Source organism: Sporosarcina sp. P26b, from assembly GCF_002743245.1.
In the GTDB taxonomy this organism is placed as follows: Bacteria; Bacillota; Bacilli; order Bacillales_A; family Planococcaceae; genus Sporosarcina; species Sporosarcina ureae_C.
This window is the reverse complement of the sequence record NZ_PDYW01000001.1, coordinates 275447-288933: the sequence shown is the minus strand read 5'-3', so window position 1 is coordinate 288933 and position 13487 is coordinate 275447. Positions and strand designations below refer to the sequence as shown.

Genomic DNA, 13487 nt, shown 5'->3' with positions numbered 1-13487 from the left:
AGTTTACTCTCTCTATCCTACATCATTTCATAAGTTCGTGGCAATTTATGTACGTCTTTTCCGGTAAATAGTTTGCTTTTCTATTACTGTTACCGGAAAATGAAGAGATAGTCACACTATATGCAAACTAGGAGGACTACAATGCTTACTTTTGAAGATTATGAGTACACTCGCCCGAGTATCGAAAAACTACAAACTGAATTCAAAACAGCACTTACCCAATTTGAGCAATCCAGCTCATTTGAAGATCAATCCAAAATTATTGAGCACATTAACCAGTTGACAAGTGATTACAGTACACAAGAAAACATTATGTATATCCGATCTTCCATTGATACGAATGACATATTTTATCAAGATGAGCGGGATTATTTTGATGAGATCGGCCCTCAATTCCAAGCTTTGCAAAGCGATTATTATAAATCCTTGATCGCCTCTCCTTTCCGTTCTCAGCTCGAGGATAAATGGGGAGCCCAGTTATTCCATCTTGCTGAAAATGCTATTCGATCCTATTCAGATGAAGTCTTACCCCTCTTGCAAGATGAGAATAAGTTGATCTCCGAGTATTCCAAACTCGTGGCTTCAGCTCAAATTCCGTTTCAAGGTGAAACGCTGACATTAGCTCAACTCGGTCCATTTAAGGAATCACTTGATCGTGCCGTAAGAAAAGATGCGATGAATGCTACTGCCGATTTCTTTGCATCACATGAAGAAAAATTCGACGAAATTTTTGATCGTCTTGTAGCAGTACGTCATAAAATCGCTACTGCACTTGGATTTACATACTTTACTGAATTAGGTTACATTCGCATGGACAGGATTGGCTATGATACGGATATGGTAGAAGATTTCCGTAAACAAATTCGGATGCATGTTGTACCATTGACCGAGAAAATACGTGGTATGCAAAGCAGACGAATTGGTATTTCTCAAATGAAGTTTTATGATGAACCTTTGCAGTATCCTGAAGGAAATCCAAAACCAAAAGGTACGCCTGAATGGATTATAGAAAACGGACAGAAAATGTATTCCGAGTTGTCCCGTGAGACCGGGCGCTTCTTTGACTATATGAAGCGTAAAAACCTTTTGGATTTGGTCGCGAAAAAAGGGAAAGAAGCTGGTGGTTATTGTACTTTTATCGATAACTACGACTCCCCATTCATATTTTCAAACTTTAATGGAACGTCGGGTGATATTGACGTCTTGACCCATGAAGCAGGTCACGCATTTCAAGTTTACTCAAGCCGTTCGATCGGAATACCTGAATATATTTGGCCGACAACTGAAGCAGCGGAAATTCATTCCATGAGTATGGAGTTCTTTACGTGGTTCTGGATGGATCGTTTCTTCGGTACTGATGCAGACCGTTATCGCTATGCACACTTACTTGAAGGTGTACTATTTTTACCATATGGTGTGGCAGTAGATGAGTTTCAACAGCGCATCTACGATCACCCTGAACTGACACCTGCTGAACGTAAGGCAGTATGGAAAGATTTGGAGGCCACCTATTTACCTAAACGGGATTATGATGGACATCCCTATCTAGAACAAGGTGGTTTTTGGCAGAGACAAGGTCATATATACGAAGTACCGTTTTATTATATTGATTATGCTTTTGCACAAATCTGTGCTTTTCAATTTTGGCAACGTTCATTGGAAGACTTTGATGACGCGTGGTCAGACTACTTGGCGTTATGTCAATTAGGAGGAAGTAAATCATTTCTGGAACTTGTAGAGACCGCCCATCTGAAATCCCCTTTTGAAGAAGGAACTATTGAATCCATTATGGATTTCATCAGTAAATGGATGGTCGATCATAAGATTTATTAATCCAAGAACATAAAAGAGGATGTAACAGAATGTCATAATACTGACGTCTGTACATCCTCTTTTTTATAATTCATTCGAGTCATATAAGGAATATTGATCTTTACCTTTTTTCTTCGATTGATACAACGCCAAATCGGCTTTACGATAAAGTGTATGAATGGTATCTTTCTTCTTCGCCACAGCAATCCCAATACTGATAGATAATTCAATGCCTTCCGTTTCCAAATAGCTAAACGACTCTCTCATCGTTTCTAGCATACTATTTGCACGCTCTATGACGTGGTCATCGGACATACGTGAAAACAACACGACAAATTCATCGCCGCCAATTCGAGCAGCTAAATGATCTTTCCCACTTTCCTTATCAATAATATTCGCGGCTCGCACTAATAATTTATCGCCTTCTCCATGTCCTAATATGTCATTTACAGATTTAAAGTTATCTAAATCAATAATCATAAACTGTAGTGGACCTTTTTTCTGGCGAAGCCACTCTACTGCCGTATCGTCAAAAGCAGCACGGTTTTTTAATCCCGTAAGCGCATCATGGAATGCCAAATGGACAGGTCTTGCAATCATTCTCGCAAGAATAATCGACATGACTATAGTAGTAAATGCAATGAAGGCCGTTTGAAATAGAAACTGATTACGATAGGATGTCAGCACGCTAGAGAATGGAACATCATAGTACGCAATTTCTACTACACGATTCGTAGAAAGTCCAGGCACTGTATCCGCTTTATAGGGTATGTACCGATAGGTTATAGTTTGACCGTTCTCTTTTACTGTTATCTCTTCTTTTTTTAAATTTTTATAAGCAGCTGTAAAAATTGGTTTTCTGGAAGGATTGATTTCTTTTTCCTTACCGGTTCCTCGATCTCCAAGTAGTAGACCTAAGTAGTTGTATAGTTTAATGGATTTTATTTGATCATTTTCATTTTCTAATTTGTGCATCGTATCTAGAAAGTTGAATTCTTTAAACACAAGTTTATCTTCCAATAGATATCCCAGTTCAATTATATAATTCCGATCAGGGGTGGGCATATAGCTAAACTTTTTAAATCCACCTGTGTTCTGTTGAACATCGAGTGCATCATGCGCGAATACCCCTAGTTTCCTACGCTCAGTTAATAGTGAACTGAATTTTGAACAACATAAATTAAAATCCAGTCCTATATCCGGTTTATAACTACTTTCAATCACTACATTGTTTTTATCAATTATAAAGATATCCATACCCATCTTTTTTTTCAATGCTTTATAATCCCATGTTGAAAAATCAGGTTGTTTTTCATACAATTCAAGTAGATCTTGGGAATACTCTCTCATATCCCTCTCTCGTTCAACGTCTAAAACATTATATACTTTATCAATAGTTGCAAGACTCGTAATGATCTCATCTTCTGCCACCTGAATTTGCATTTCCAAACTGGTTTCCACATTCTTTTTCAATCGAATATAGTCTGTCACGATAATAACCAATGACAAAAGCAAAGTAAATGAAATGAGGATGCCAGTTAACTTTAGACGAAAGCTTTTATCCACTACATGGCACCCCTTCTCTTCAGCATTTGTACAAAACGTCAAAGAATAGTATAGCATAACAGTAGTTCAATGGAACCTTTTTTAAAGGTATTTTTTACTTTTTCATATGACTTTTTTCAACAAAAAAACAAAGAGCTGAAAACTCTTTGCTTTTCATGACATCATTTTATTAATACATCACATTAACCCTTTAGCATTACCGTCCGCATCTACATCCATATTCAGTGCGGCTGGTTTTTTTGGTAAGCCAGGCATTGTCATAATATCGCCTGTTAGACAAACTAAGAAACCCGCACCTAGTTTCGGTAAGATACTGCGTATTGTAATCGAAAAGTTTGTTGGTCGTCCCAACTTTTTCGGATCATCAGAAAATGAGTACTGAGTTTTCGCCATACAGACAGGCAACAGATCCCAGCCATTTTGTTTAATCACAGCTAAATCTTTCTTTGCTTGATCCGTAAATAATACCCCTATACCACCGTATACTTTTTGCACAATTGCTGTCAGCTTTTCCTCAACTGATTGCTCGACTTCATAAATCGGCGCGAAGTTATTTGGCTCATCCATCACTTTCAAGACTTCTTTCGCCAATAGTTCTCCGCCTGCTCCACCGTCTAGCCATACGTCAGTTAATGCCATTCTCACTTCATTGTCTTGACACCACTTCTGAACCTTTTGTAATTCGCTGTCAGAGTCTCCAACAAAACGATTGAGCGCTACTACAGGTTGCACTCCGAATGCCAGAATCGTCTCTATATGTTTTTCTAAATTAACTAACCCTTTTTCTACCGCTTCACTATTCTCTGCTTTTAATTCCTGTTTCGCTACCCCGCCGTGCATTTTGAGCGCACGGATTGTCGTCACGAGAACTACTGCATCCGGCTGAAACTTACCAATGCGCGCTTTAATGTCCATAAATTTCTCTGCACCCAGATCCGATCCGAATCCTGCTTCGGTCACAACATAGTCCGCCAGATTACGCGCTGTATTCGTCGCAATCAATGAGTTGCAACCATGTGCAATATTCGCAAATGGTCCACCATGAATTAAAGCTGGTGTGCCTTCGATTGTTTGTACGAGATTGGGTTTGAACGCATCTTTAAGAAGTAGTGTTAACGCTCCCTCAACTCCTAAATCGCGCACAGTTACTGCTTCTTTAGTATACGTATAGCCGATGACAATATCGGACAAGCGCTCTCTCAAGTCCTTTAAACTACTCGCTAGACAGAAGACTGCCATGATTTCTGATGCTACTGTAATGTCGAAGCCATCTTCACGTGGGACACCTTGTGAAGGTCCACCTAAACCAATCGTTACATGACGCAGTGCACGGTCATTCATATCCATTACTCGTTTCCAAGTAATACGGCGAGGATCGATATTTAACACATTTCCTTGATGCAAGTGGTTATCGATCATAGCACTTAACGCATTGTTTACCGTCGTAATGGCATGAAGGTCACCAGTAAAGTGTAAATTGATATCTTCCATCGGCAATACTTGGGAGAAGCCGCCTCCTGTCGCTCCACCTTTGACACCCATTACAGGGCCCAATGAAGGTTCGCGTAATGCGATCATGGTTTTCTTACCTAAACGTGAAAGTGCATCTCCAAGGCCAACTGTCACTGTCGATTTTCCTTCTCCGGCTGGAGTTGGACTCGTAGCAGTTACGAGAACTACCTTAGCTTGTGAAGTTTGTCTAGGTATAAGATCTACGTTAATTTTCGCTTTGTATTTACCATACAGCTCAAGTGCATCCAATGGAATTCCTGCTCGATCCGCTATGTCTTCAATTGGTTGCATCGTTGCTTTTGAAGCGATTTCCAAATCTGTCAGTGTCTTTACTTCTTTTGTCACTAGTTCCACTGCCTTTCTATGCTGGTCATATAGTTTATTTCGTAATTTCTATAACGATTTTACCGAATTGAACGCTGTCGTCCAACTTGGTAAATGCCTCACTAGTTTTTTCAAGAGGAATTACGGAATCAATTACAGGATGGATTTGATGTTCTTCCATCAAAGTCAACATCTCGCGTAATTCTTCACGACTTCCCATCGTAGTGCCTAGTAGCGAATACTGACCATAAAAGAATTCGCGTAAGTTCAGTTCGACGGTGTCTTCTGTCGTTGCACCGAATACTACGATATGACCGCCTTTTTTAAGAATTTCAAGCGAACGATTAAATGTTGCTCTACCTACACTTTCAATCACCAAATCCACTGTTTCTTCTTTTAGTTCTGCTGGCCAATCGCTGTTCGTATCAATTGCCCTATCTGCACCGATTTTCATAGCATGATTTCTTTTTTCTTCGCTTCTTGAGGATACGATAACACGCGCTCCCATTTTCTTTGCGAATTGAATCATAAACGTTGCGACGCCACTCCCAGCTCCGGGAATAAAGACCGTTTGTCCTTCTTCTATACGACCTCTAGTCACCAATGCACGATAACCGGTAAGCCCTGATAGAGCGATGACTGCGGCTTCATTCCACGTAAGATGTGATGGCTTTTTCTCTAGCTGTTCTGAGGATATGCAAATTTTTTCAGCAAACGTACCATGATCTGGCATACCTAGAATATCAAATTCAGTTGGTGGCGCATCGCTTTCTTTGAACCATCGAAGTGATGGATTGATAATGACTTCATCTCCAACATTCCAACCAGTTACACCTTCACCGATTGATTCGATCGTGCCTGCGCCGTCTGAGCCTAGTGCCAATGGTTCTTTGACGTCTCCACGTCGTTTGGGTATAGCTGTATCACGTCGGTTGAGTCCTGCTGTTTTCAATGCGACAATTACTTCACCGTTTCCAGCTGAGGGATCGGCGATATCTGTATAGTGCAACTCACCATTTTCATGAACGAATGCTTTCAATCAACTCATCCTCCTTGGGTTTATCTACGACTCTATCATAACGCATTTCATTCTATATTCCTACATTTCACGCTGTTTGATTAATAATTATTTGGGAATAAAGGGGGTGGCTGACGGGGTGTTGGGGTAGGGATTTGCGCTACGGAGGGGACGCTTTCCTAGAGGGCTCGCGGTGAGCCAACCAGTCTCGTTGCTCCCTTGGTTGTCTCGCCTGTCGAGCTGATCCTCTGGGAAAGCTTCCGCCAACTGGAGCTTCTATCCCTTCGTACTGTCAAACTAATTCATTGTACTTACCTGATTTAGATTGTAAGCCTCAGATTATACAAAAAATAACCCTAGAAGCATACTAACTTCTAGGGTTATTTTTATAGCGTACGTCTTTTATATTTAGCAAGCTCGAGTAGTTCTAGTACATCTTTTTTTGGTAGACGGATAGCCAGCTCCATTAGCTCTTTTTCAGCTGAGCGACGTCCTTTACCGCTGCGATACTTCTCTTTGTTCACAGAGTCAATTTCTGCATATAGCTCATCAGTCTCTGTTGGCCACGTACCTGAGGTTTCGACATTCATCGTTTCACGAAGGCGATCATAGAGTGATTCTACTGTATTACCTGTCGTTTTGATATACGGTGTAAAAGTCACCTCGCCCATGATCAATTCATCCGTGGAAACAGAGAAACGCTCTGAAATTTTAGCAATCCATGCAGCAGATGGAGCATTTTTACCGCGCTCCCAATCTTTAATTCGGCTGGCTGATGTACCAATAGCCGCGCCAAATGCCATCATTGACAGTCCACGACGTTCTCTCAGTGCCTTTAAACGCAATCCAAAATCATCTTTACTCCATTCGTTCAACGAAATACCCCCTGTATGACCTATGTTGTATTAATTTTATTATCAAAACAGTCTCTTTGTCAATTTATTTTTATATGAAATGTCTTTTATAGCTTAATTTGTGACAAGCCTACTGTTACCGCTTAGTATCCGCTTCTTTGACGAGCGTAGTTCTCTTCATTTTTATCAATATAAGCTTGAATAATTTGATCTTCGGTAAATCCAAGCGTATTCGCAAGTGCACCGTAATTCACCCATATATTTTTATAATCTTCAAATGTTAATGAATCCAAGAATGTATAAATGGATCGACCTGTTTGAATGAATAATTGAGTCAAGTTTTGATCAGTACTTTCCCCTGCAGGCCATTCTTCCAATCCGTCAAAGTTTTTTTCGATTCCTAGAGATAATAAGAAATGAATAGAATCTACATACTCTTCTAAGATGACGTCATTAGCGGAAGGGCCTTTAGTGCTCCAGAATTTAAAACAACGGGTTTCATTAGCCAACTCAGAAAGTTCGACTACTAGTGCCAAACCTCTTTCCGTGAAAGTTTCATCCGTTTGATGATTTTTTTGTATGTATGTATCGAGCGCTCTTTGCATTTCAAATAGTTGATGTAATTTCATTTGAATCCCCTCCAACGTTTTGCTTTAAAATGAAACCTTCTATGCTGCTCATCCGTATAGTACAGTACTATATAATTTGCAGGAGCTGATTTCATTGATTTTATTGATTCGTGTCTTCATTATAGCACTTGTCATTTATTTATTTTATGCCGGCATTCGCTATTTGACTGATGCCAAGCGAAAGCTGGACGAAGCGTATGAAAAAGAACAATATTATTTTTATGATGACGCCAAAAATATCCGTAAAAACTTCTTCATTACGTACAAAGGTGCAATGTTTGAAGGTGAGAAGTATTTAGGCACTACACCCAATTCATTTGATGTAGTTTCCATCTTTATTTGGGTGAAGAACGAATCCAAATTACAAGGTATGACAAAAGAAGATTTTCACTTCCTGGAATCGGAAGTCCAGACGTATTATCCATATGCCGAAATCAATTGGAAGAATCCAATTGAACAGTTAATGAAATCCTAATTTTAAGGAAATAGTTGCTCGCGACTATTTCCTTTTTTTATGTCAAAACATAACAGTAGCCGGTAATTTCACACCGTATGCTGCAAGTAAAATTACAATATCAAGTAGCATCAGAAGTAGAAATCCAATACGAAAATTGGTTTTTCTCGTTTTGTGGTGAAAGAACTGCATACCAAAGTACGCTCCTACTCCCCCACCAAGCAAAGCCAGCAACCATAGATTTCTTTCTGGTATGCGCTGCTTTTTCTTCTTAGATTGTTTTTTATCATATCCCATTGCTGCGAATGCCCAGATAGACAGGATTACCATATAAATCAATAGAGTTTGCGCCATTTCAGCCATTCCTCCATACGAAAAAATCCACCTTCATTTCCATATAAGAATGAAAACGAAAGTGGATTTTGGTTCATCTTATTTTGCTACAGATTTTTTTGCTGTCTCTGCAAGTTGTGCAAATGCTGGTGCATCTGTCACTGCAAGTTCTGCAAGCATCTTACGGTTTACATCGATGCCAGCTACTTTCAAGCCGTGCATTAATGTGCTGTATGAAATACCATTCACACGAGCAGCCGCGTTGATACGTGTGATCCATAGTCTACGGAAATCACGTTTTTTGTTACGACGGTCACGGTAAGCATAGTTATAAGATTTCATAACCTGTTGGTTTGCTACCTTATATAGTCTATGTTTTGAACCGAAATAACCTTTTGCTAATTTTAATACTTTTTTATGACGCTTGCGCGTTACTGTTCCACCTTTTACGCGTGGCATAGTGCATTACCTCCTGCTTATCCTATAAGTGTGTGTTTCGATCTTACTTCATGTTTGTTAGCATTTCGCGAATACGCTTGTAATCGCCTGAAGAAACTAGTGAAGACTTACGTAAGTGACGCTTAGCCTTCGTAGATTTGTTAGCAAAAAGGTGACTTGTGTAAGCACGGCCACGCTTTAATTTACCAGTTCCAGTTCTTTTGAAACGTTTCGCGGAACCGCGGTGAGTTTTCATTTTTGGCATGTTCTGTTCCTCCTAAATTGTTCGTCTTACTGTTTTTCGGCTAGCGGTGCAAGTATTAAGAACATGCTCCGGCCTTCCATCTTGGGCTTAACTTCAATAGTTGCTACTTCCTTGCAAGCTTCTGCAAAGCGATCAAGAACTCTTTGGCCAATTTCTTTGTGTGTAATCGCACGGCCGCGGAAACGAATTGAAGCTTTTACCTTATCCCCATTTTCAAGGAACTTGATTCCGTTACGAAGTTTCGTTTGGAAATCATGCTCATCAATTGTTGGACTAAGTCGAACTTCTTTCATGTTGATGATCTTTTGGTTCTTACGTACTTCACGCTCTTTCTTTTGCTGTTCGAACTTGAACTTTCCATGGTCCATAACACGAGCTACTGGGGGCTTCGCTTGTGGAGCAACAAGAACTAAGTCCAGGTTTGCTTGAGCAGCAATTTCTAAAGCTTCATTACGCGTTTTGATACCGAGTTGCTCGCCGTTGTGATCAATTAATCGCAGCTCACGTGCTCGGATACCATCATTTACGTACATGTCTTTGCTAATAGTAATCCACCTCCGAATATTGTCTCGTGAATACACGTTTTGGTATGTCGGATTGTCCGACTTAAAGGTCCCACAGGTCCATCCATTTTACGAAATAAAAAAAGTAGACAAATTATGATTTGTCTACCCGCGCAAGTAACCTATGCACGTATGCATAGAAATCACTAAATGTGCTAACCTGGCAACAACTACATTGCGTCGATCAGGTGAGAAGCGGGTAGCCTCTTCTTATACCACAAACTGTATTCAGTTAACCTTATTTATATTACCATGTTTCGTATCTTTTGTCAACAACCCTGTAGAACATGTTGTCGGATACATAGGTTATGTTTGAATTAATTCAACTTTGTAAGTATAGCGCATAGTGTTTACTATTGCAACTATTATTTTCATTTGTACTTTCATAGCAAGCGCTAGTTACGCTTTTAAACTTACTAAAGGGCTTGCGGGCGACTGCCGCAAGCGCCTTCTTCTATCTATTAGTCCTTCTTGACATCTTCTTTAATCGCCTCAAGAAATGCTTCGAACGACATGCTTTCGGAATTTTGTTCGCCGTATTTACGAACGTTCACTTCGCCAGCTTCCATTTCACGATCACCTAGTACAAGCATGTATGGAACTTTTTGTACTTGTGCTTCACGAATTTTATAGCCAAGTTTTTCGTCACGACTGTCAACATCTACTCGGAAACCAGCCATCGTTAGCTTTTCTTTCACATCTTCTGCATAGTCGAGGTGAACATCAGACGACACGGGAATCAGTTCAACTTGGATCGGTGCTAACCATGTAGGGAAAGCTCCTTTATATTCTTCAATTAAGAATGCCACAAAACGTTCCATTGTAGATACTACACCACGGTGGATTACGACTGGACGATGTTGCTTGCCGTCTTCACCGATATATGTGAGATCAAAGCGCTCTGGCAATAAGAAATCAAGCTGAGCAGTAGAAAGAGTTTCTTCCATACCAATTGCTGTTTTAACTTGTACATCAAGCTTTGGACCGTAGAATGCTGCCTCGCCTTCTTCTTCTGTATATGGAAGTTCCATCTCATCCATTGCTTCTTTTAACATAGCTTGTGCGCGTTCCCACATTTCATCGTCATCAAAATATTTCGTTGTATCTTCAGGATCGCGATACGATAGACGGAATGAATAATCTTTGATATTGAAGTCTTTATATACTTCAATGATCAACATGACAACACGTTTAAACTCTTCTTTAATCTGATCTGGACGCACGAAGATATGCGCATCGTTCAATGTCATTCCGCGTACTCGTTGAAGACCTGAAAGTGCTCCAGACATTTCATAACGGTGCATTGTGCCGAGTTCTGCCAAACGAAGTGGCAAGTTACGGTATGAATGAATACCATTTTTATAAATCATCATGTGATGCGGACAGTTCATCGGACGCAGTACTAGATCTTCATTGTCCATGCTCATTGCAGGGAACATACTGTCCTGGTAGTGATCCCAGTGTCCTGAAGTTTTGTAAAGTTCTACACTTCCTAGTACTGGAGTATATACGTGCTGGTAACCTAATCTTTCTTCTTTATCTACAATATAGCGCTCTATTACGCGTCGGATGGTAGAACCTTTTGGCAACCATAACGGAAGACCTTGACCGACTTTTTGTGAATTCGTGAAGAGGTTCAATTCTTTACCGATTTTACGATGATCGCGCTCTTTCGCTTCTTCAAGCATGCGTAAATGTTCTTTCAGCTCATCTTTTTTGAAGAAAGCTGTTCCATAGATACGCTGAAGCATTTTATTATCCGAGTTCCCTCTCCAATACGCCCCTGCGATGCTTAACAATTTAAATTCTTTTAGTTTACCTGTAGACGGGACGTGAATACCACGGCATAGGTCAAAGAATTCACCTTGTTCATAAATAGAGACTTGTTGATCTTCAGGAATCGCTTCAAGAAGTTCCAATTTGTATTCATCATCGATTTCTTTAAAACGCTTTTCCGCTTCCGCACGAGATACATCGTGACGAATGATCGGCAAGTTTTCACCGATAATGCGTTTCATTTCTTTTTCTAATTCAGGTAAGTCTTCAGCTGTAATCGGTGTAGGTGAATCGATATCATAATAGAACCCATTATCGATAGTAGGACCTATTCCTAGTTTCGCATCTGGGAATTTACGTTTGACGGCTTGCGCCAAAAGGTGAGCCGTACTGTGGCGTAAAATGTCCAATGCTTCATCTGATGTTGGAGTAATGATGCTAATATCTCCATCTGTATGGATTGGAGTTTTTAAATCGATTAATTGGTCTCCAATCTTCCCTGCCAATGCGCTTTTGCGTAATCCAGGACTGATGGAGCCTGCGATTTCTTCCGTTGTTACACCGTTCTCAAATTCTTTTACTGCACCGTCTGGAAATTTTAATTGAATGTTTTCTGACATTTGTATGACTCCCTTTCTTTTTTTGAACGCAAAAAAGCCTCATCCCTAAAGGGACGAGGCTTGAGCTCGTGGTTCCACCCTTCTTCCTTCCATTCGCAAAAAAGCGAAAAGACCGAAGCTTTCGATCGGCTAACAGGCCGTTACCGTCATCAGCTACTTACTTTCACTGATGCTGCTCGGAGGTGGTAAATTTATTTTCTGCCTACAAGGGTCTCAGCCATGCCCCTGTTCTCTGGATAGGTGAAAAATAAATTATTGTCCTCTTCAATGCATTTAGACATTTTATTTATGTTGAACTGTGTAAATAGTATAGAAAAGTCTGAGCGTAATTGCAAGTATATTTTATTAATTATTTCAACAAAGCCGTGTATGTTGAATAATTAATCCCGCCAGTTCTCGCCACCAAGTTTGAATGGTTGGCTGACCATGCGGATCCTCTCCATAATTCGCGCAGCTTTAATAGGCTCTTTTTCTCCACGTTGACTCGTTGTTAGATGGTGTTCCAATTCATTGTAATTAAAATTGGAGGTGAAGAATACTGGCAACTTTTCAGCCATACGGTACTGCAGGATGGTACCTAGCACTTCATCCCTTGTCCACGTTGACATCGTTTCCGCACCGATATCATCGAGCATCAATACTGGAGCTCGTTTTACGAATTCCACTTTTTCGTCCAGCGTTTGGTTTTGGATAGATTGTTTCATTTCACGAAGGAATTCTGGTACATAGACAACGACGGTCTGTATACGTCTAGTCGCCAATTCATTCGCTAACGCACCTAAAATGAAGGACTTTCCAATGCCAAAGTTTCCGAATAGGTAGAATCCACGTTCCGGAACCTTACCGGTAGACTCGATTTGATTCAAGAAGTCTTTAGCAGCCCGCATAACGATCACGCGACTATCTTCTGAAAGGAAGTCAACGTCAGATAAGCGCGCTTCCATGACTTCTCTAGGCATGTACATACTATTGACCATTTTAGAGATATTTCTACGTTCATCTTCCAATTGCTTCGTAGGACAGATGATGTAGTCAATATCAATAAGGCGCTGTGCTATGACTAATTTCGGCTCAAAGCCTTTCATGACATTTATGCATCCATCCAGATTCGGACAGCGCTCACAGGCATGGGAAGCGGTAGTGTATTCATATAACTTACCCAAACTGCGGTTGACTACTTCTGTGTTTATTTCATCTGAATGTTCGTGAATGAAATGTTGGACACCTGGATCTTCCATCACTTCTGTTCGAAGTTCGTCGTATTTTTGGGCTAATGAAGGAGCATTAACTACTCGTTTCATCGCATCTCCAATTCGTTCCATA

General features: G+C 40.3%; 13 protein-coding genes and 1 other annotated feature. Of the genes, 2 read left to right on the top strand and 11 right to left on the bottom strand.

Translation table 11 applies throughout. From position 1 onward, the window contains the following. Positions 1-141 precede the first annotated feature (141 nt). Positions 142-1833, top strand: a complete 1692-nt coding sequence (locus CSV69_RS01415) for a M3 family oligoendopeptidase (RefSeq protein ID WP_099692570.1) — start codon at positions 142-144, stop codon at positions 1831-1833. Positions 1834-1896: 63 nt separating this feature from the next. On the opposite strand, the gene CSV69_RS01410 is transcribed toward CSV69_RS01415, so the two are convergent. From CSV69_RS01410 to CSV69_RS01390, 5 genes are all read right to left on the bottom strand, one after another. After that, positions 1897-3378 carry a GGDEF domain-containing protein gene (locus tag CSV69_RS01410; protein WP_158232582.1) on the bottom strand — a complete coding sequence of 494 codons (1482 nt, stop codon included), beginning with the start codon at positions 3376-3378 and terminating at the stop codon, positions 1897-1899. A gap of 177 nt (positions 3379-3555) precedes the next feature. Next, a complete protein-coding gene (locus CSV69_RS01405) occupies positions 3556-5235 on the bottom strand; it encodes a formate--tetrahydrofolate ligase (protein ID WP_085426523.1) in 1680 nt (559 codons plus the stop codon). A gap of 34 nt (positions 5236-5269) precedes the next feature. After that, positions 5270-6253 (bottom strand): zinc-binding dehydrogenase, encoded by a 984-nt coding sequence (locus CSV69_RS01400; RefSeq protein ID WP_085426524.1) that lies wholly within the window; start codon positions 6251-6253, stop codon positions 5270-5272. 365 nt (positions 6254-6618) lie between these two features. Then, positions 6619-7107 carry a helix-turn-helix domain-containing protein gene (locus CSV69_RS01395; RefSeq protein WP_158232581.1) on the bottom strand — a complete coding sequence of 163 codons (489 nt, stop codon included), beginning with the start codon at positions 7105-7107 and terminating at the stop codon, positions 6619-6621. A 122-nt stretch (positions 7108-7229) separates the two neighbouring features. Next, positions 7230-7715, bottom strand: a complete 486-nt coding sequence (locus CSV69_RS01390) for a dUTP diphosphatase (protein WP_085426526.1) — start codon at positions 7713-7715, stop codon at positions 7230-7232. 94 nt (positions 7716-7809) lie between these two features. On the opposite strand from CSV69_RS01390, the gene CSV69_RS01385 reads away from it, so the two are divergent. Next, the gene (locus CSV69_RS01385; protein ID WP_085426527.1) at positions 7810-8190 is read left to right on the top strand and encodes a sigma-w pathway protein ysdB; all 381 of its coding nucleotides are present in this window, start codon (positions 7810-7812) and stop codon (positions 8188-8190) included. A 42-nt stretch (positions 8191-8232) separates the two neighbouring features. On the opposite strand, the gene CSV69_RS01380 is transcribed toward CSV69_RS01385, so the two are convergent. From CSV69_RS01380 to dnaI, 6 genes are all read right to left on the bottom strand, one after another. Further along, positions 8233-8523, bottom strand: a complete 291-nt coding sequence (locus tag CSV69_RS01380) for a DUF1294 domain-containing protein (RefSeq protein WP_085426528.1) — start codon at positions 8521-8523, stop codon at positions 8233-8235. Between the two features lie 78 nt (positions 8524-8601). Then, positions 8602-8961 carry a 50S ribosomal protein L20 gene (rplT, locus tag CSV69_RS01375; protein ID WP_029052910.1) on the bottom strand — a complete coding sequence of 120 codons (360 nt, stop codon included), beginning with the start codon at positions 8959-8961 and terminating at the stop codon, positions 8602-8604. A gap of 43 nt (positions 8962-9004) precedes the next feature. Beyond that, positions 9005-9205: a 50S ribosomal protein L35 gene (gene rpmI, locus CSV69_RS01370; protein ID WP_029052909.1), complete on the bottom strand. Its 201-nt coding sequence runs from the start codon at positions 9203-9205 to the stop codon at positions 9005-9007. 26 nt (positions 9206-9231) lie between these two features. Continuing rightward, positions 9232-9738 carry a translation initiation factor IF-3 gene (gene infC, locus CSV69_RS01365; RefSeq protein ID WP_143560340.1) on the bottom strand — a complete coding sequence of 169 codons (507 nt, stop codon included), beginning with the start codon at positions 9736-9738 and terminating at the stop codon, positions 9232-9234. Between the two features lie 491 nt (positions 9739-10229). Continuing rightward, on the bottom strand, positions 10230-12164 hold the full coding sequence (thrS, locus tag CSV69_RS01360) for a threonine--tRNA ligase (protein ID WP_085426530.1): 1935 nt from the start codon (positions 12162-12164) through the stop codon (positions 10230-10232). A gap of 46 nt (positions 12165-12210) precedes the next feature. Next, positions 12211-12441, bottom strand: a binding site (T-box leader). Between the two features lie 103 nt (positions 12442-12544). Next, positions 12545-13486 carry a primosomal protein DnaI gene (gene dnaI, locus CSV69_RS01355; RefSeq protein ID WP_085426531.1) on the bottom strand — a complete coding sequence of 314 codons (942 nt, stop codon included), beginning with the start codon at positions 13484-13486 and terminating at the stop codon, positions 12545-12547. Position 13487 lies beyond the last annotated feature (1 nt).

Bases quoted from the DNA above. Each gene is read 5' to 3' on its own strand.
- CSV69_RS01380 (WP_085426528.1), bottom strand. From the start codon at position 8,523: ATGGCGCAAACTCTATTGATTTATATGGTAATCCTGTCTATCTGGGCA.
- thrS (WP_085426530.1), bottom strand. From the start codon at position 12,164: ATGTCAGAAAACATTCAATTAAAATTTCCAGACGGTGCAGTAAAAGAA.
- rpmI (WP_029052909.1), bottom strand. From the start codon at position 9,205: ATGCCAAAAATGAAAACTCACCGCGGTTCCGCGAAACGTTTCAAAAGA.
- CSV69_RS01390 (WP_085426526.1), bottom strand. From the start codon at position 7,715: ATGAAATTACATCAACTATTTGAAATGCAAAGAGCGCTCGATACATAC.
- CSV69_RS01415 (WP_099692570.1), top strand. From the start codon at position 142: ATGCTTACTTTTGAAGATTATGAGTACACTCGCCCGAGTATCGAAAAA.
- rplT (WP_029052910.1), bottom strand. From the start codon at position 8,961: ATGCCACGCGTAAAAGGTGGAACAGTAACGCGCAAGCGTCATAAAAAA.
- dnaI (WP_085426531.1), bottom strand. From the start codon at position 13,486: ATGGAACGAATTGGAGATGCGATGAAACGAGTAGTTAATGCTCCTTCA.
- infC (WP_143560340.1), bottom strand. From the start codon at position 9,738: ATGTACGTAAATGATGGTATCCGAGCACGTGAGCTGCGATTAATTGAT.